We start from the raw sequence: 18,180 nt of genomic DNA on the forward strand, positions 1-18,180 counted from the left end.
TCAGGGGCCGATGTGGACGAAGTGAACCCAGGTCGTCAGGGTCGAACGGTCGCGGTCGCGCATCGCGCGCACCGCGCGGTGCAGACGACGGGCCGCGTCGGCGGGGTCGAAGTCCGCCGGCCCGGCCGCGGGAACCGGCTCGCCGTCGGGGGTGGCGCCGTTCGCGTAGAAGTCCCGGGTGATGTCCGCGGCGGCCCCGTCGTGGACGGACCAGAGGGTGCCGATCACGTGCCGGAAGCCCGCGACGTGCAGGGCACTGGCCAGAGTGATCGCCTCGTCGATCAGGTCGATGCCCCCGACGGCCGTCTGACAGGCCGACAGGAACGCGAACTCCCCGCTGTAGCTGCGCTGCGCGAGGTCGTACACGGTGAGTCCGTCCTCCCGCAGGGCGATCGTGCCCAGCCCGGGATCGTTCATGTCCTGTCCGGCATGGCTGCTGAAGTGCGCCCACGGATGGCGCTCCAGTTCCGCCAGGACCGCCTCGGAAGTCGCGTCGGCGCCTTCCAGGCGGGTCAGGCGGGCGCCGAAGCACCCGGCCAGTGTTTCGCGGTCCGCCGCGATCGACGGCAGGGGCGGCAGGCCGACGGGTTCCGGCGCGACGAACAGCATCCGGCCGTCCCCGGCACTGTTCCCGGCGGGGACGGCCGAGGCCGGCCGGGTGCGTGTCGTGAGGAGCGCGCGAACGGTCGGCGTGTACGAGGAGACGACCCGGTCCAGGACCGTCCTCGGCGGGCCGTCCGAGGCCTCCCCGTGGTGCCCGGCGGCGTGCAGGGGCAGCAGGTTGAGCAGGCCGGTGGGGCACCACCACAGTCTCGGGAGCGGTGCTCCGGCGACCGGCGGACCGGTGTGCCCCAGGGCGTCGAGAACGGGACCGGCGATCTCGTCCCAGAGCCACCCGGTGACGGCGCCGAGCTCGCTCTCGGCCGCCGCCCGGGCGGCCGACAGCGCCACCCGCGCGGCGGAGATCCGGTAGAACGCCTCCGGAGACCGGTCGCCGAGGTCGAACTCCCGCTTCGCCGCCTGGAGCTCCCAGCCCGCCGCCTCCATGGTGCGCAGGACCGCCAGGTACGCGACCGTTCGCTCCTCCACCGCGCCGGCGGTCACCCCGGGCAGCGGCAGGTCCCCTACGCCGGCTCCCGTGATCAGCAGGGCGTCGCAGCGCAGGCCGCTGATGTTGACGGCCACGACGGCTCCCTCGCCGCCCGCGGCCGTCAGCGAGGCCGCGCGGGGCGGACGCAGGAAGTCGGCCAGTTCGGAGATGCCGCGGGCACGCCCCAATTCACGTACCTGGCCGACGAGTCGGTCCCATTCCCGGGACAGCGCCACCCGCCGGTCCACCGGATGCGCGTCCCGCCGGTCGTCGTCCTGCACCTGTCCCTCCCCCACCCCAGAGCGAGGGTAGACAATCCGCCCGCCGGTGTCCGCCGTTCGCGGAGACGAGTGGTGGGCCGGCGCCCGGGGTCCCGCTCGTCGAATCCACCAGCGCGCCCCTCGCCCTCGTGGGGGGGGGCCGGGCAGCGCGCCGCACGGCGTACGTGTGTGCCGCAGCCGCCACCGCGCTGCTGATCACCTCCTGCGGCGCGACCATGCTGCGCCGCGGCTGGTCGTACTACGACGGCCTGCGCGCCGACGGCACGCCGGACGCCGGAATGCTCTTCGTCGCCTGGCAGTCCGACCCGCGCACCGGCTTCGTCCCCGTACAGCGGCGACTCGCCCGGGGCGACGCCCTCGGCCGCTACCTGGTCCACGAGGCCTCGTCGCTGTTCGTGGTCCCCGGCGGCGCCCGGGCCGGCGAATACGTCGGCCAGGCCCTGCTGGAGGGGGCCGGCCGGGTGGATCCGGGAACCACGGGGCCGCGGCGGGCGTTGGTGCGACCATAGGAAGGTGATCAGCCGGTCCCACCGGCCGGCTGGCCCCCGCAGGCACCCGCGCCTTCCGATGACCCCGAGGGGAGCCGTTCATGAGCACGGCGAAAGACCTGTTCATCATCGCGATGGAACCGCCGCCGGACCGTTCCGTCGGGCAGGGAGACCTGTCGCTGGCCCTCGCGGGAGCCGAGCTGATCGATCTCCTCGACGCGCAGGCCGCCTCCCTGGACGGCGACCGCATCGTGCCGGGCGGGCAGCCGGAACTCCACGATCCGCTGCTGGCCGAGGCCGCGTCGGCGCTCACCCGCCAGGTCCCGTACGAACGGGTCGACGACTGGCTGTGGCGCCGCGGCCGCGACCTGTCCGCGACCTACCAGGCCGCTCTGGAGGAGGCCGGTGAGCTGACGCGCGGACGGCGCGGCCTGCTCCCCTTCGGCAGCGACCGGATGGAAGTGGCCGACGGCCCCGCCCGCCGCCGGGCCCTCGGCCGCCGGGAGGAGGACGAGCCCGTTCTCGCCGCCCTGGCCACGGTCGTGGGCATCAGCGGCGGCGACTCCGAGGCCGAACCGCGCCCGGACGACGAGGCGGTGACGACCGTCCTGGCCGTGGTCAACGACGCGGTGATGGAGCTGGAGGCCGTACGCCAGCGGCGGACCATCGAGAACGCGGCGTTCGCCAACATCTGGCGCGGTCCCTGAGGCACCCGCCGCCGGTGCCCCGTCGTGTGCCGGCGCGGACCGGCGCGTCAGCCGGCGTCGAGGACGAGGTCGGCGCGGTGGCGGCCCCGGGCGACGAGCCGGGCGTTGGGTTCGTCCGAGCGGGCCACCCAGGCGCGCGCGTACGCGGGGTCCTTGCCGTGCCGCACGTGACGCTCGATCAGCCGGTCCAGGCGCAGGTCCTCGGCGGGAGCGAGGTACCAGGCCGCGTCCAGCAGGGGCCGAACCGAGCCCCACTCCCCCGCGTCGTGCAGCAGGTAGTTCCCCTCGGTGATCACCAGCGGTACGTCCGGGGCGACGGGGATGCTGCCCGCGATCGGCTCCTCCAGGGAGCGGTCGAAGGCGGGCGCGTACACGGTGGGCCCCTGCGGTGCGCGCAGCCGGCGCAGCAGGGCGACGTAGCCGGCGGCGTCGAAGGTGTCCGGGGCGCCCTTGCGGTCGGCGCGGCCCAGCCGGTCCAGCTCGGCCCGGGCGAGGTGGAACCCGTCCATCGGGACCACCACGGCCCGCTCCGGTCCGAGCCCGTCCGCGATCCGGGCCGCCAGGGTGGACTTTCCGGCCCCCGGGGGCCCGGCGATGCCCAGGATGCGCCGCTCGCCGGCGGCGGCCAGCGCCTCCGCCCTCCTTGCCCAGTCCGTCGTACGCATCCGTCCATCCTGCCCGAGGAACACCGCCCGGTGTCCCCGCCCGCGGCGCCGGGCGGGGACACCGGGCGCCGGGTCAGCAGCGGGGGCAGGCGTCCCGGATCACGCGCCAGGTGAAGGTGGTGGAGGCCGTGGCGCCGGTGGCGTCCTTGGCGGTGACGGTCACCGTACGGATGCCGCTGCCGCGCAGGAGGCCCGAGACGAGGCCGGTCGAGGCGTTGATCGAGGCACCGACGGGCAGGTTGACCGCCGACCAGGTGTAGGGAGCCGCGCCGCCGTTGGCGCGCATCGGTAAGTACGCGGAGTCGTACTGGAGGGACACCTGGTTGCCCGGGTTGACCACGGACGGGGCGGCCGCGGCCGCGGTCCGGGTCGGCGCGGCGGTCGTGGTGTGCGGCGCGGCGAAGGACGGACCGACCGATGCGGCCAGGACGGCGGTCAGGCCCACGGCCAGCGCCGCCAGTCTGCGAGGAGCGCGCGAGGTGTGCGCGGTGCGCGTGGATGTGCTCAACAGGACCTCCGAAATCGTCGGGAGAGAGCGGCGTTTCCGGCACGGGTCCCGGGGCCGTCATCACCCGTTGCGGGTATGCATGTTCGAGGTGCGTGGCGCGTCGGAATCATAGGCGGGCGCGGCCGTCCCGTCGATGGCGCCGCGAGCGGCCCCGCGGGCCTACGATGTCCGCCATGCCCGGTTCGGTCCGCGTTCCGCTCGACCCGCCGCCCCGCGCACGACTGCGGTCCGCCGCCCGCTTGGCCGTGTGCGCCGCCGTGCCCTGGTTCCTCTGCCTGTGGTGGGGCACGAGCACGGTCCCGGTGCCGGCCGCCCTGCCGGCCGTACTGATCCTCCGCGACGACGTGTACGCCGCCCCGCGCCTGGGGTGGGACCGGCTCGTGGGCGTCGTCGTGGGCGTGGTGCTGACCGCGCTCGTGCTGCACTGGCTGCCGGCGCCCACGGCCGACTCGGTGAGCTCGGTGTCGTGGGCCGCCTCGGCGTCCTTCCTCGCCGTACTGGCCTGCGGTTGCGCGGGCATGTACCTGATGTACCGCGGCGGCACCCCCAACCAGCAGGTCCTGGTCACCGCGCTGGTGATCTACGCGACCGCCACCCCCGGCTACGCTCTGGCCCGCCTGGCGGAGAGCGCCGTCGGCATCGCCACCGTCGTCCTGCTCGGGCCGCTGCTGTGGCCGCCGGACCCGTACCGGTCCGCCGCGGCCGGCCTCGACGCGTACCGGGGCGAACTCGGTGGCCTCCTCGGCACGGTCGCCACCCGGCTCGGCTCCGGCGGCCCCCCGGCCGCCCGGGATCGCCCCGAGGAGGCACAGCTGTGGGGGCGACCGGGGAACGGCCTCGCCGCCTACGAACGGGCCGCCCGGCGCACCCGGCTCACCCGGCTGTACCTCCGTACGCCGGGCCGGCCACCGAACGGGCTGGAGGAGCGGTTGAGGCTCGCCGCCCGGACCGCCCTCACCCTCCAGTACTTCACCCAGGAGCTGCGCGAGCGCGCCCGGACCGACGGCCCCGCTCCGCCCGCCGGGGCGGACACCGCCCTGCGCGACCTCGCCCCGCTGGTCCGGGCCACGGCCCGCACCGTGGACGCCGCCCTGCGCGACGAGGACCGCGCGGCGGCAGCGGCCGACCTCGACCGCTCCCGCGCACTGGACCTCGCCCACCGCGCGGCCCACCCCACCCGGCACGACGTCGTCCTGCGGGCGGGCCTGCACCTGACCCACGAGGCGGTCGCCGAGCACCTCGCGGCCCGCGGCTGACGACCGTACGGGGCAACGCCGCGCGGGTCGGCCGCCGGCGACGGGTCCGACGCCGGTGCTCCGGGCAGAGTGGCCCTCCTCGGAAGCAGCCGTGCACGGAGGAGGACGAGGATGCCGTGGGACCTGGCGCTGGCACCCGACACGGTCGCCCGCTGGCAGTTCGGCATCACCACCGTCTACCACTTCCTCTTCGTGCCGCTGACGATCTCCCTCGGCGTGCTCGTGGCCCTCCTGCAGACCGCGTGGGTGCGTACCGGGAAGCGGAAGTACCTGATGGCCACCACCTTCTGGGGGCGGCTGTTCCTGATCAACGTCGCGATGGGCGTGGTCACGGGCATCGTGCAGGAGTTCCAGTTCGGCATGAACTGGTCGACGTACTCACGGTTCGTCGGCGATGTCTTCGGCGCGCCCCTGGCCTTCGAGGCGCTGATCGCCTTCTTCCTCGAATCGACCTTCATCGGCCTGTGGATCTTCGGATGGGACCGCCTGCCGAAGCGGATCCACCTGGCCTGTGCCTGGGCGATGGCCACCGGGGCCCTGCTCTCCGCCTGGTTCATCCTCGCGGCCAACTCGTGGATGCAGCATCCCGTCGGCTACCGCATCTCACCCGAGACCGGGCGCGCCGAACTCACCGACTTCCTGGCCGTGCTGACGCAGGAAACCACGCGCGTGGTCGTCTACCACACGCTCTCCGCCGCGTTCGTGACCGGCGGGGCCTTCATGGCGGGCGTGGCCGCGATCCACCTGCGGCGCGGCCGGCACGTTCCCGTGATGCGCACCTCGCTGCGCCTGGGCCTGGTCACTCTGGCCGTCTCGGGCCTGCTCGTGGCCCTCAGCGGGGACACGCTGGGGAAGGTCATGTTCCAGCAGCAGCCGATGAAGATGGCCGCGGCCGAAGCCCTGTGGGAGGGCCAGACCTCCGCGCCCTTCTCGGTCTTCGCCATCGGTGACGTGTCCGAGGGGCACAACACCGTCGAATGGTCCGTCCCCGGGCTGCTGTCCTTCCTCGCCGAGGGGAACTTCACCGCCTACGTCCCCGGGATCAACGACACCGCCGCCACCGAGGAGGCGCGGTACGGCCCCGGCGACTACCTCCCGAACGTCGCGATCGCCTTCTGGGGCTTCCGCTTCATGATCGGTTTCGGCATGGCCTCCTTCGGCCTGGGCCTCCTCGGCCTGTGGCTGACGCGGCGCCGCTTCCTGCTCCGGCCCGCCCTGCGCACCACCGAGGACGAGGTGCCGCAGCTCGCCCTCACCAGCGGTCGCCGGCTGCCCCCGAGGGTGGCCACCTGGTACTGGTGGCTGACCGTGTGGACCCTGGCCTTCCCGCTCGTCTCGACCTCCTGGGGCTGGATCTTCACCGAAATGGGCCGTCAGCCGTGGGTGGTGTACGGGCTCCTGCGCACGGTCGACGCCGTGTCCCCCGAGGTCTCCCAGGGCGAGGTGATCGCCTCCCTCACGGCCTACACCGCGCTGTACGCCGTACTCGCCGCGATCGAGATCAAGCTGATCGTCGCGGCCGTGCGGGCGGGTCCCGCGGAACCGGCCGTGCACGAGCTCGACCCGCCCACCCGGGTCGGCGGCGACCACGACGACGACAACGACCGGCCGATGGCGTTCTCGTACTGACGTTGACGTGTGCGGTGCGGTGCGGTGCCGGTCGGGGCCGGCGGCCGCGCCACCGGTAGGCTCGTGCCCCGACCGGGGAGATGAAGAACGATGACGTTGAACGCGGGCCCGCGGGTGGGCAGCCGGGTGAAGCTGGCGGCGGAGCTCAGGCTGACGACCGGCCCGGTCGCACCCGAGGGGGAGGCCGTCGCCGGCTTCCTGGCGCTGGCGGCGGGCACCGAGGGCGCCGTCGAGCGGGTGGACGAGCACCATCCGCAGAGCGGCGAGGACGTCATCGAGTACGAGCGGCTGCGGTCGCTCCTGGACTCCTTCGGGCACCAGATGCCCGAAGGAAGCAGGAAGCAGCTGGAGGACAAGGTCGTTTCCCTGGAGCCGGCGTGGATCGCCCACCAGGAGCGGAGGCTGCACGTGACGGTCCGCGTCCGCTTCGACAACGGGTTCGTCCTCGACGGCGCGCACGCGGAACTCTTCACCTCCGCCTGAGGTTCACGCCACCCGTCCCCCGTCCCGGATGCTCGCGCGGACGTGTTCCGGGTACCAGTTGGTGAACTTCACCGCCAGGACCAGCAAGGCGATGGGGACGACCCAGTTGAGCCAGTCCCCGTGGTGCCCGGTCCGCGCGGTGATCAGGCCGAAGACCGCGATGACCGCGCTCGCCAGGGTCTGCGCGTACGTCTCCAGCCACATCAGGTCCTGGCGGTCGAGCACCAGCGCCAGGACCGAGATGACGGCGAAGAACACCAGGCCGGTGACCTCCAGCAACTTGAGGCTGCCCCGCCGCATGTCGGCCAGGTTCAGCACCAGTGAGGCGATCAGCGCGGTGAAAGCGGCCAGTTTCCAGGTACTGGGGCCCGCCGCCACGTCGAAGATGATCCACGGCGCGAACCCCAGGAAGATGCCGGAGCGGCCGGCCCCAAGAGCCTTGCCATCGGTACGGTCCGCAGCAGCCATCGGGCCTCCACAACGGTACGGAGCGGGGCGCCCCGGCGTGCCGGAACCGGTACCCGCCTCGTTCCCCGTCCTGCGAGCGCCCGCGACCGGCCGCATTCCGGGACGGAGGACCGGCAACCGCGGGGGAGGCCGACGGGCCGGTGGAGCCGCCTGGCAGGCCCACCCGACGCGCGTTTCACTGGAGGGTGGCGTACAAGCGCGCCGGCGCCGGACCGTGCACCCCGGGAGGTCCCGTGAACACGTACGTGCCACCCCGCTTCGACCCCACCCGCGTCCCCCACCTCCTCGGGAGCTTCGCGCCCGTGTCCGAGGAGGTGGACGTCGCGGACCTGGAGGTGACGGGCGAGCTGCCGGACACCCTGGACGGCCTGTACCTGCGCAACGGCCCCAATCCGCGCTTCACGCCGATCGGCTCGTACCTGTACCCCATCGACGGCGACGGCATGCTGCACGGCGTGTGGATCTCCGGCGGCCGGGCCCGCTACCGCAACCGCTTCGTGCGCACCCCCGCGCTGGTGGCCGAGGAACGGGCCGGCCGCGCCCTGTGGGGCGGCCTCGGATCGCTGATCGTGCCGGATGCCGACCAGGTGGGACCGGAACTCGCCGGGACCTTCAGGGAACTCCCCGACATCAACGTCGTCCGGCACGCCGGCCGCCTGCTGGCCCTCGCCGAGTCGGCCTGCCCCTTCCGCGTCGACAACGGGCTGGCGACGCTGGGCCGCGAGGACTTCGGCGGGGTCCTGCCGGCCGGCATCACCGCCCACCCCAAGATCGACCCGGTCACCGGCGAGATGGTCGTCTTCTGCTACGGCCTGGAGCCGCCCTACCTGACCTGGTCCGTCATCGGCCGCGACGGCACCGTCGGCCGCGGGCCCACCCCCGTCGACGGGGTCGACGAGCCGATGATGATCCACGACATGGCGCTGACCGACCGCTACGCCGTCCTCGTCCTCGCCCCGGCCTTCTTCGACCTGGCCGCGGCCATGGCGGGCGGCTCCTTCCTGGCCTGGCGCCCCGAGCGCGGCACCCGCGTGGCGCTGATCCCGCGCGACGGCGGGCCGCCGCGCTGGGCGGCCGACGAGGCCTTCTGGGTGTGGCACACGGTGAACGCACACGACGACGGGCCCGGCGCGGACGCCCCGGTGGTCCTCGACTACGTGCAGTGGAGCCGGCTGGCGGTCGGCGGACCGCAGGAGGACTCCGACCCGGTCAGCGGCGGCCTGGTACGGGCGCGCATCGACCCGGTCGCGGGAAGCATGACCCGCACCCTGCTGGACGACTCCCGGGTGGAGTTCCCGCGGGTCGACGACCGGCGCATCGGCCGGCGCCACCGGTACACCGCGCTGGCCACCGGGACGGGTCGGACGGACCTGCTGCCCGGCGAGTACGACGCCGTGCGCTGGTACGACAGCCGGACCGGCACCTCCCGCGTCTGGTCGGCCGGGAACCTCTCGGTCGGCGAGCCGGTCTTCGCCCCCGAGCCCGGCTCCTGGGGGTCTTCCGACACCGCAGACCCCTCCGACGACGGCTCCGACGCTTCCGACGGCTCCGACGGCTCCGACGGCTCCGACGCCGAGCAGCGCGGCTACTGGCTGACGTTCGCCACCGACCGTACGGACGGCTCGAGCTGGTTCCTGGTCCTCCCGGCCGAGGACCCGGCCTCCGGCCCGGTGGCCCGCGTCCGCATCCCCGTCCGCGTCCCGCTCGGCCTGCACGGCTGCTGGCTGCCGACGCAGGAGTGAACCCCGCCCGACGCGCCCCGGCGCCCCGGCCGTGCCACGCTGTTCCTTGGCCTCGGGAGGAGACAGCCGCGACGAACGGAGCGCGCTGTGAGCGGACCGATCCACCCCGCACGGCCGCGGCGCGCCGCGGCAGCGGCCTGCGCCGCCCTGCTGTTCGTGGCCCTCGCCGCGGGTACGGCGACCGGCGCGGACCCGACCCCTTCGCCGTCCTCCCCGACGCCGCCGTCCTCGCCCTCCGCATCCGGCGACACCGGCCTCGGCGGGCTCGACCCGCGCATCACGGCGATCATGCGGAAGCCGGAGTACCGCAATGCCCAGTGGGGCCTGTTGCAGACCGATCCGGACACCGGCCGCGTGGTGCACAGCCTGTTCCCCGAGCAGTTCTTCATCCCCGGGTCCACGGCCAAACTGCTCAGTGTCTCGGGCCCGTGGCAGACCCTCGGCGCCGACCACCGCTTCGTCACGCCCGTGCATGCGGTGGGCGAACGCGACGGCGCCACGCTGACCGGCGACCTCGACCTCGTCGCCCAGGGCGACCTCACCATGGGTGGCCGGACACGCCCCGACGGCACGGTCGCGTACACCGATCTCGACCACACCTACGCCAACGACTTCCCCGGCGCGACCCTCACCCCGGAGAACCCCCTCGCCGGGATCGACGAGCTCGCCCGGCAGGTGCGCGCCTCCGGCATCACCCGCGTCGACGGCGACGTGATCGTCGACAGCCGGCTGTTCCTCCCCGACCCGGAGCTCGTGCCCACCCCGACGCCCCTGATCGTCAACGACAACCTGATCGACCTCCTGACCACCCCCGGGGACCGGCCCGGCGCGGACGCCGCGCTGGGCTGGCGGCCGAAGGTCGCTCCGTACCACGTCACCTCGGAGGTCAAGACCGTGGCGGCCGGAAAGCCCACCGCGGTCAATGTGACGGCCACCGACGGCGGCACCCGGATCCGGCTGACCGGAACGATAGCGGCGGACTCCGAACCGCTGCTGCGCACCTCCCCCATCACCGATCCGGCCGCCTTCGGACGCGTCGCGCTGATCGAGGCGCTGGAACGCGCCGGGGTGCACGTGACGGCCGACCCGTCGGGCCCCAACCCCGTGGCGCGGCTGCCGCGCGACTACGACGGGCGGCCGCGCGTGGCCGCGTACACCTCCCCGCCCTACGCCGAGTACGCCAAGCTGATCCTCAAGGTCAGCCACAACCTCGGCGCCAACCTCGGCATCTGCCTGCTGGCCGTCACGGCGGACAGCAACCAGTGCCCGGCCGGCTTCCCGGTGCTCGCCGGCTTCCTCGACCGGGCGGGCGTCGACCGCGGGCAGGCGCAGCTCATGGACGGCCGGGGCGGCAACCCCGCCGACCGGGCCACGCCGCAGGTGCTGGTGCAGATGCTGGCGTACTGGCAGCACGGCCCCCAGGCCCGACTGTTCCGGGAGGCCCTGCCCATCCTGGGGGTCGACGGGCTGCTCGCCGAGAACTGCCGTACCTGTCCGGCGAAGGGGAAGGTGTTCGCGAAGACGGGCGCGGCGGTCGGCGGGGACGCCCTCAACGACCGGCTGGCCGTCGGCGCCATCACGATCGCGGGTTACCTGGACAAGGGCGGCGGCCGTTTCGACACCTTCTACGCGGGCGTCAACGGCGCCTCCACACCGGGCGCCGACCCCACCGAGGTGCTGTCCATCGCCAACGACCTCGCCCTGATCGCCGCTTACCTCCAGGAGTCCGCCTCCTCGCCCTGACGCGCGCGTCAGTACGCCCCGATCGACCGGAGGACGCCCACCACTTCGTCGTGGACCGCGATCAGCCCCCAGGAAGTAAATCAATGGGGTCCTGCGGGCGGATCTGCCAGCATCCTCACCATGGGTGCAATGAACGCAGTGGCCGGCAGGGTCGCCCGCGGAGCCACCGTGGAGTTCCGGCCGACCGGCTCGTCGATGGTTCCGCTGATACGCAGTCGTCAGCAGGTGGTGGTCGCTCCGGCCGACCCGTCGAGGCTCGAGGTCGGGGACATCGTCCTCGCCCGCGTCGCCGGGACGGTGTACCTGCACCTGGTTTCCTCCCTGGACCCGGCGAGGAAGCGGGTCCGGATCAGCAACAACCGGGGCCGGGTGAACGGCTGGACCGGCCACGACCGGGTCTTCGGCATCTGCGTGGCCGTCGACGGTGTCCCCCGGGCGGGAGCCGCGGCCAGGACGCGGCGCGACAGGTGAAGCTGCGCGTCACCGTCCACCGCGCCCGGCTCGGAGCGATGGAGTTCAAGGTCATCCGACCGGCCCGGCCCCTGGTCAACGCCGTACTGGTCGACCACGACAGCCACTTGGACGCCTACCTGGACCAGCAGGCGGCGAAACTGTTCGGCGGCCTGTGGACGCTCGCCTCCTCCTCCCCGCGCTCGCTGATCCACCTGCCGGTGCGCGGAAATCCCGCCCCCGCGCACGAACCGCCGGAGCCCCGCACCCGGCAGCTGGACCTCGTACTGCTGGACCACTCACTGCAGTTCGCGCCCTCCCGCTGGAAGGAGCTCCGCGCCCGGCTCGACCCGGGACGCCCGCGGACGGTGGAGCTGCCCGCACCGGATCTCACCGACGACCCCTCGGCCTTCCAGGGAGAACGGCACTACCGGGAGAACCGGGACCTGTTCCACCAGCACCTCCACGCCGAGACCCTCTTCATGACGGGCAGCGCGAAGGTCTTCAGGGACACGGCCCGCCATTTCGTCGATGTCGCCCGCAACGGCCCCGGATACGTGTCCGACAACCCGCGCTGCCCGCACTTCTGCACCCAACTCCACGCCGACGCCGGCGTCCTCGGGAACGCGCGCGAGATCCACATCGAGTACTGCGACGAGTGGAGCCCGTGACCCGGAGCCGAACCCACTGGGGCCGGCCGCCTCCGAGGTCGGGGATGTAACACTTCCGGGCGCTGCGACCAAGTAGAGACGTAAGGCAGCACACGCCCGACCTGCCCCAGGGAGCGATCCGTGCCAGCGGAACATCCGACAGCACCACCCCTGCGCGACCCCGACGGGTTCGCCGTGTTCTACGAGCAGCAGTTCGACAACGTACTCGGCTTCGTCACCCGGCGCGTCGACAGCCCGCACCTGGCCGCCGACCTCACCGCGGACATCTTCGTCGCCGCACTGGAGAACGCGCACACCTACGACACCCGCCGCGGCGCGCCCGCCGCCTGGGTGTACGGCATATCCCGCAACGTCATCTCCGCGCACTTCCGCGGCAGCGCCCGCGAACAGCACGCGGTCGCCCGCATCGCCGGGCGCCGCCTCCTGGACGACCAGGACCTCAGCGCCATCGAGGGGCGGATCGATGCCGCCCGCGCCGCCCGGCAGATGGCAGCCGCCCACGCCGCGCTGCCCGACCCGCTGCGCGAGGTGCTCGACCTGGTCGCCCTGGACGGGTTGACCACCCGTGAGGCCGCACAGGCGCTGGGCATCGGCTCGGCCGCTGCCCGGGTGCGGCTGCACCGCGCCCGCAAGGCCCTGCGCAGCGCCCAGCAGACCCGCACCGACCACCGCGAAGCCGTTCTGGAGGCCACCCAGTGAACGCCCCCCTGCACTTCAAGCAGCAGCTCGCGGACGAGCTCCACGCCCGCGCGACGGCCCTGGCCGCCCCGACGGGCCACCGCGTCCGGACCCGCGCCCCGCGCCGTCGGCTCACCTTCGCGCTGGGCGCCGTCGCGGCGACCGCCGCGGCCGTGGCTCTGGCCGTGTCCACGGCGCCGGCCGGCGGGACGCACGACCCGCGGGCCGCGCCGGCACCCCACGGCTCCGGGAGCGGCACGATCGACATCGTCAACGCCGACTACGTGGTGAAGTCCATCCCGGACGGCACGATCGCCGTGGAGGTCATGAGTCCCCAGGGCATCCCCGGGCTGCAGGCCGCTCTTCGCCGAGCGGGCATTCCCGCGGCGGTGATGGGGATGTCGGCCTCGTGCGGCGCGACGATCCGCTACGACGAGAGCGCCGACCTCATGGGGGTGTTTCCCCAGGACCGCGGGGACAGCGGGATCGACGGGCACTACTCGCTGATCAGGCCGAGCGCCGTCCCGAGCGGGTCGCACCTGTTGTTCGTGGCGACGACAGGACCGCACGGGCAGGTGGGCGCGCTGCGGATGTCGGTCGTGCGCGAGGTGCCCAGCTGCTTCCCGGAGTCCAAGAACGACATCGGCGAGGGCTACGTCGCCCCGGGCACCAACCCGTAGGCCACCCGGCCCGGACGGCACCGGCCCTGCCGGCAAGTTCCTCGTAGGACGGTGCGCGGACCGTGACCGCGGTCCGCGCACCGCCACCCTCCGGCTGCTCGTCGACGGCCTGTACCCCACTCCCGAGGGGCACCGGGCGCTCCACCGTCACCTCGACGCCGTGAGCCGCTGAGCCGTCGACCGCCGCGTCACCGCACCGCCGCACCACCTCAGAGCCTCAGCGCCTCACCACCCGTCACGATCTTGGTGAAGCCCCTTGTAACCCCGGGGTGGCACCGCCCGACACATGCGCGCAACAGGGACTTCCTACGTTGGTCCGCAACGGGATCGAGGGGGGCTGCTGTGGCGGAGACGAAGGCCGCGAAGGGGCAGCAGGTGCGTACGGTCTGCTCCTACTGCGGGGTCGGCTGCGGGATCGTCCTGGACATCGCCACGGGCGCCGACGGGCGCCGTACGGTGGCCAGGGCGGTCGGCGACAAACAGCACCCCGCGAACGCCGGGCGCCTGTGCACCAAGGGCGCCACGCACGCCGACATGCTGGCCGCCCCCGGCCGGCTCGAGACCGCGCTGGTCCGCGGCGAGCGGGGCGCCGAACCCACCGCCGCCCCGGTGGCGGCCGCCGTGGCCGAGACGGCCCGGCGCCTGAGGAAGATCCTCGACGAGCACGGCCCGGACGCGCTGGCGCTCTACGTCTCCGGCCAGATGTCCCTGGAGGCCCAGTACCTGGCGAACAAGCTCGCCAAGGGCTTCCTGCGGACCAACCAGATCGAATCCAACTCACGGCTGTGCATGGCGAGCGCCGGCAGCGGCTACAAGCTCTCGCTCGGCGCCGACGGGCCGCCCGGCTCGTACGAGGACTTCGACCGGGCGGACGCCTTCTTCGTCATCGGCTCCAACATGGCCGACTGCCACCCCATCCTGTTCCTGCGGATGATGGACCGGGTCAAGACGGCCGGCGCCAGGCTCATCGTGGTCGATCCCCGGCGCAACGCCACCGCCGACAAGGCCGACCTGTTCCTGCAGATCCGGCCGGGCACCGACCTGGCCCTGCTCAACGGCCTGCTGCACCTGCTCGTCGAGGGCGGCTGGACCGACCCCGGGTTCATCGCCGAGCACACCGAGGGCTGGCAGGACATGCCCGCCTTCCTGGAGGATTACGCGCCCGCGCGGGTCGCCGAGATCACCGGGATACCCGAGGACGACATCCGGCTGGCCGCCCGCTGGATCGGGGAGGCAGGCGCGTGGATGAGCTGCTGGACCATGGGCCTCAACCAGTCCGTCCACGGCACCTGGAACACCAACGCCCTGGTCAACCTGCACCTCGCCACCGGCGCCGTCTGCCGTCCGGGCAGCGGCCCCTTCTCCCTCACCGGCCAGCCCAACGCGATGGGCGGACGGGAGATGGGCTACATGGGGCCGGGGCTCCCCGGCCAGCGCTCCGTCCTGGTGGCGGAGGACCGCGACCGGGTCGAGGAGCTGTGGGGCATTCCGAAGGGCACGCTGCGCACCGACGTCGGGAGCGGCACGGTCGAGATGTTCCAGAAGATGGCCGCCGGCGAGATCAAGGCGTGCTGGATCATCTGCACCAATCCGGTGGCCTCCGTCGCCAACCGCAGCACCGTGATCAAGGCGCTGGAGACCGCCGAACTCGTCATCACACAGGACGTGTTCGCGGAGACCGAGACCAATGCCTACGCCGACATCGCGCTGCCCGCCACCCTCTGGGCCGAGGCGGACGGGGTGATGATCAACTCGGAGCGCAACCTCACCCTGGTGCAGGGGGCGGCCGACCCGCCCGGCGAGGCCCTCCCCGACTGGCAGCTGATCGCCGAGGTCGCCCGCGCGATGGGGTTCGCCGAAGCCTTCACGTACGCGTGCGCCGAGGAGGTGTTCGAGGAGCTGCGGCAGGCCTGGAACCCCAAGACCGGCTGGGACCTGCGCGGAGTCACGTACGAGCGGCTGCGCTCGGGTCCGGTGCAGTGGCCGGCCGCTCCGGACGGGCCGGACCGCAACCCGGTCCGCTACCTCAACGACGGGGTCAGCCAGACCCTGGCCGAGCGCCCGGACGGCAGCCGCCCCCGGCTGGTCTTCCCGACAGCGACGGGACGGGCGGTGTTCTTCGCCCGCCCCCACCTGCCGGACGGCGAACTCCCCGACGACGACTACCCGTTCGTACTCAACACGGGCCGGCTGCAGCACCAGTGGCACACCCTGACCAAGACCGGCCGGGTCGCGGGGCTCAACAAGCTCAACCCCGGACCGTTCGTGGAGATCCACCCGCAGGACGCGGCCGCGCTCGGCATCGCGGAGGGCGACGGGGTGGAGGTGGCCTCCCGGCGCGGGCGGGCCGTGCTGCCGGCCGTGGTCACCGACCGGGTCCGGCCCGGGAACTGCTTCGCCCCCTTCCACTGGAACGACCTGTTCGGCGAGTACCTCAGCGTCAACGCCGTCACCGACGACGCCGTCGACCCGATCTCCTTCCAGCCCGGCTTCAAGATGTGCGCGGTGACCCTGACCAGGACGCTGGCCCCGGTCCCGGTCCCGGTCCGGGCCCCGGCCTCCGCGGCGGCCCTCTCGCCCACCGCCGCTGCCTCTCCTGCCCCTGCCTCTCCTGCCCCTGCCGCCGCACCCGCCCGGGTCCCGTCGGAAGGTGCCGTCACGACCCCGATCCGTCATCCGGCGGCCGCCCCGGCCGCCGCCGCTCTCACCGCCCTGTTCGGGCTCGACGACCACACACCGCCCGCTCTCTCCGACCGGGAGCGCCAGTACCTCGCCGGATTCCTCACCGGGCTCGCCTCCGCCCCGCCCGGCACGGGCGTCCCGGCGCTTCCGGCCGGCGCCCCGTTCGAGCCCGGCAGCGCGCTCTGGGTCGACGGGGTCCTCGCCGGCACGTACTCGCGTACGGCGACCGCCCTGGCCACCGCAGCCGCCGCGGCCCCGGCCCCGGCCCCGGCTCCCGCGACAGCGGTGCCCGCCACCCCGACCCGGCAGGCCGTGGTCCTGTGGGCCTCGCAGACCGGCAACGCCGAGGAGCTCGCCGCCACCGTCGCGGCGGCCCTGACCGACAGCGGCTCCCCGGCGAGCGTGCACGACATGGCGGACCGCACACCCGCCGCCCTGACACCCGGTACGGATCTGCTGGTCGTCACCAGCACCTTCGGCGACGGAGACGCTCCGGACAACGGCGCCGCGTTCTGGGAGTCCCTCAGCGCCGCCGACGCGCCTCGCCTCCAGGACGTCCGGTACGCGGTGCTGGCGCTCGGCGACTCCGCGTACGGCGCCTTCTGCGGCCACGGCCGCCGGCTCGACGAGCGCCTCCAAGAGCTCGGAGGCCGTCGCATCCTGCCCCGGGTGGACTGCGAGCCCGACTACGAGGAACCCGCGGGCCGGTGGCTGGAGCAGGTGCGCGCGGCGCTCTCGGCCGCCCCCGAACCCGCGACCGCGGCTGCCCCGGCGGCCGCCCCGGCCCCTGCCCCGGCGGCTGCCGAGCGGCCCCGCCCCGCTCCCGACCGCAACTCCCCCCACACCGCACGCCTGTCGGGCAACCGGCTGCTCAGCCTGCCCGGCGCCGCCAAGGAGGTCCGCCGGTTCACCTTCGACCTCGGCGAGGACGGCCCCGCGTACGAGGCGGGCGACGCCCTCGGGGTCCAGCCGGTCAACTGCCCCGGCCTGGTGACCGAATGGCTGGCCGCCACCGGTCTTCCCCCGGACGCGGAGGTCGCCGTGCCCGGCCGCGAGCCCATGCCCTTCGCCGAGGCGCTCCACCGGCACCTGGACATCACCCGTCTGACGCCCGAACTGCTGCGCTTCATCACCGAGCACACCGGCGACCGCAGGCTCAAGCAGCTGACCCGCCCCGACAACAAGGACGGTCTCGCCCGGTGGACCTGGGGTCGCGGGCCCGTCGACGTCCTGGCCGAGTTCCCGGTCCGGCTGAGCGCCCAGATGTGGGCCGAGCGCCTGCGGCGCCTGCAGCCGCGGCTCTACTCCATCTCCTCCAGCCCGCTCACCGACCCGCGCCGGGTCGGCCTGACCGTCTCGGTGCTGCGCTACGAGGGACCGGGCGGCCACCACCGCAAGGGCGTCGCCTCCGCCTTCCTGGCGGACGCCGAACCGGACACCCCGGTACCGCTGTTCGTCCAGAGCTCGGCGCACTTCCGTCCTCCCGCGGGCGCGGACACCCCGGCGATCATGGTCGGCCCGGGCACCGGGATCGCCCCGTTCATGGGCTTCCTGGAACACCGCCGCGCGCTCGGTCACCGGGGCGCCAACTGGCTGCTCTTCGGCGAACAGCGCCGAGCCACCGACTTCTACTACCGCGAGGAGCTCGAGGAACTCCACCGGCACGGCACGCTCACCCGCCTCGACCTGGCCTTCTCCCGGGACCAGCGGGCCAAGGTCTACGTCCAGGACCGGTTGCGCGAGCACGGCGCCCTGGTGTGGTCCTGGCTCCAGGACGGCGCCCACTTCTACGTGTGCGGTGATGCGAGCCGCATGGCGAAGGACGTGGACCGGGTGCTGCGCGAGATCGCCGTGACGCACGGCGGCCTCGAGGAGGACGAGGCCGCCGCGTACCTGAAGCAGCTCTCCGCCGCCAAGCGGTACGGCCGCGACGTGTACTGAGCGTCTGCCGGGGGTCCC

The 18,180-nt window shown here is 73.6% G+C and carries 15 protein-coding genes and 1 pseudogene; 12 read left to right on the forward strand and 4 right to left on the reverse strand.

All coding sequences use genetic code 11. The features are described 5' to 3' along the window. Entirely contained in the window at positions 1-1,371 is a 1,371-nt protein-coding gene (locus ACIQZO_RS04460; RefSeq protein WP_403619946.1) for a CHAT domain-containing protein, read from the reverse strand. A gap of 206 nt (positions 1,372-1,577) precedes the next feature. Between ACIQZO_RS04460 and ACIQZO_RS04465 the strand changes: the two are divergent. Both ACIQZO_RS04465 and ACIQZO_RS04470 read left to right on the forward strand, forming a co-directional pair. Next, positions 1,578-1,880: pseudogene (locus ACIQZO_RS04465) on the forward strand (hypothetical protein); the annotation flags it as partial. A gap of 80 nt (positions 1,881-1,960) precedes the next feature. Further along, positions 1,961-2,566: a GPP34 family phosphoprotein gene (locus ACIQZO_RS04470; protein ID WP_403619949.1), complete on the forward strand. Its 606-nt coding sequence runs from the start codon at positions 1,961-1,963 to the stop codon at positions 2,564-2,566. Positions 2,567-2,613: 47 nt separating this feature from the next. Here ACIQZO_RS04470 and ACIQZO_RS04475 read toward each other — a convergent pair whose 3' ends face one another. Together ACIQZO_RS04475 and ACIQZO_RS04480 are read right to left on the reverse strand one after the other, a co-directional pair. Further along, positions 2,614-3,231, reverse strand: coding sequence for a nucleoside/nucleotide kinase family protein (locus ACIQZO_RS04475; protein WP_403619952.1), 618 nt, complete (start codon positions 3,229-3,231; stop codon positions 2,614-2,616). A 73-nt stretch (positions 3,232-3,304) separates the two neighbouring features. Beyond that, a complete protein-coding gene (locus tag ACIQZO_RS04480) occupies positions 3,305-3,739 on the reverse strand; it encodes an Ig domain-containing protein (RefSeq protein ID WP_403619955.1) in 435 nt (144 codons plus the stop codon). A gap of 173 nt (positions 3,740-3,912) precedes the next feature. Here ACIQZO_RS04480 and ACIQZO_RS04485 point away from each other — a divergent pair, with 173 nt between their 5' ends. From ACIQZO_RS04485 to ACIQZO_RS04495, 3 genes are all read left to right on the forward strand, one after another. After that, entirely contained in the window at positions 3,913-4,995 is a 1,083-nt protein-coding gene (locus ACIQZO_RS04485) for a hypothetical protein (protein ID WP_403619957.1), read from the forward strand. A 111-nt stretch (positions 4,996-5,106) separates the two neighbouring features. Beyond that, positions 5,107-6,624, forward strand: a complete 1,518-nt coding sequence (locus ACIQZO_RS04490) for a cytochrome ubiquinol oxidase subunit I (RefSeq protein WP_403619959.1) — start codon at positions 5,107-5,109, stop codon at positions 6,622-6,624. Between the two features lie 90 nt (positions 6,625-6,714). Further along, positions 6,715-7,107 (forward strand): hypothetical protein, encoded by a 393-nt coding sequence (locus ACIQZO_RS04495; RefSeq protein ID WP_403619961.1) that lies wholly within the window; start codon positions 6,715-6,717, stop codon positions 7,105-7,107. Positions 7,108-7,110: 3 nt separating this feature from the next. Here ACIQZO_RS04495 and ACIQZO_RS04500 read toward each other — a convergent pair whose 3' ends face one another. After that, positions 7,111-7,575: a hypothetical protein gene (locus ACIQZO_RS04500; RefSeq protein ID WP_403619963.1), complete on the reverse strand. Its 465-nt coding sequence runs from the start codon at positions 7,573-7,575 to the stop codon at positions 7,111-7,113. Positions 7,576-7,808: 233 nt separating this feature from the next. Between ACIQZO_RS04500 and ACIQZO_RS04505 the strand changes: the two genes are divergently transcribed. From ACIQZO_RS04505 to ACIQZO_RS04535, 7 genes are all read left to right on the forward strand, one after another. Beyond that, complete coding sequence (locus tag ACIQZO_RS04505) at positions 7,809-9,317, forward strand: carotenoid oxygenase family protein (protein WP_403619965.1); 1,509 nt, start codon at positions 7,809-7,811, stop codon at positions 9,315-9,317. Positions 9,318-9,404: 87 nt separating this feature from the next. Beyond that, a complete protein-coding gene (gene dacB, locus ACIQZO_RS04510) occupies positions 9,405-11,060 on the forward strand; it encodes a D-alanyl-D-alanine carboxypeptidase/D-alanyl-D-alanine-endopeptidase (RefSeq protein WP_403619967.1) in 1,656 nt (551 codons plus the stop codon). Between the two features lie 129 nt (positions 11,061-11,189). After that, positions 11,190-11,531: a S26 family signal peptidase gene (locus ACIQZO_RS04515; protein WP_403619970.1), complete on the forward strand. Its 342-nt coding sequence runs from the start codon at positions 11,190-11,192 to the stop codon at positions 11,529-11,531. Further along, the gene (locus ACIQZO_RS04520; protein WP_403619973.1) at positions 11,528-12,181 is read left to right on the forward strand and encodes a hypothetical protein; all 654 of its coding nucleotides are present in this window, start codon (positions 11,528-11,530) and stop codon (positions 12,179-12,181) included. The genes ACIQZO_RS04515 and ACIQZO_RS04520 overlap by 4 nt, the downstream gene beginning before the upstream one ends. Before the next feature lie 120 nt (positions 12,182-12,301). Beyond that, positions 12,302-12,880 (forward strand): RNA polymerase sigma factor, encoded by a 579-nt coding sequence (locus ACIQZO_RS04525; protein WP_403619976.1) that lies wholly within the window; start codon positions 12,302-12,304, stop codon positions 12,878-12,880. Next, on the forward strand, positions 12,877-13,539 hold the full coding sequence (locus ACIQZO_RS04530; RefSeq protein ID WP_403619979.1) for a hypothetical protein: 663 nt from the start codon (positions 12,877-12,879) through the stop codon (positions 13,537-13,539). Before ACIQZO_RS04525 ends, ACIQZO_RS04530 begins: the two co-directional genes overlap by 4 nt. Positions 13,540-13,881: 342 nt before the next feature. After that, a complete protein-coding gene (locus ACIQZO_RS04535; protein ID WP_403619982.1) occupies positions 13,882-18,162 on the forward strand; it encodes a molybdopterin-dependent oxidoreductase in 4,281 nt (1,426 codons plus the stop codon). Positions 18,163-18,180 lie beyond the last annotated feature (18 nt).

It is taken from the genome of Streptomyces sp. NPDC097617 (assembly GCF_044761485.1).
GTDB lineage: Bacteria > Actinomycetota > Actinomycetes > Streptomycetales > Streptomycetaceae > Streptomyces.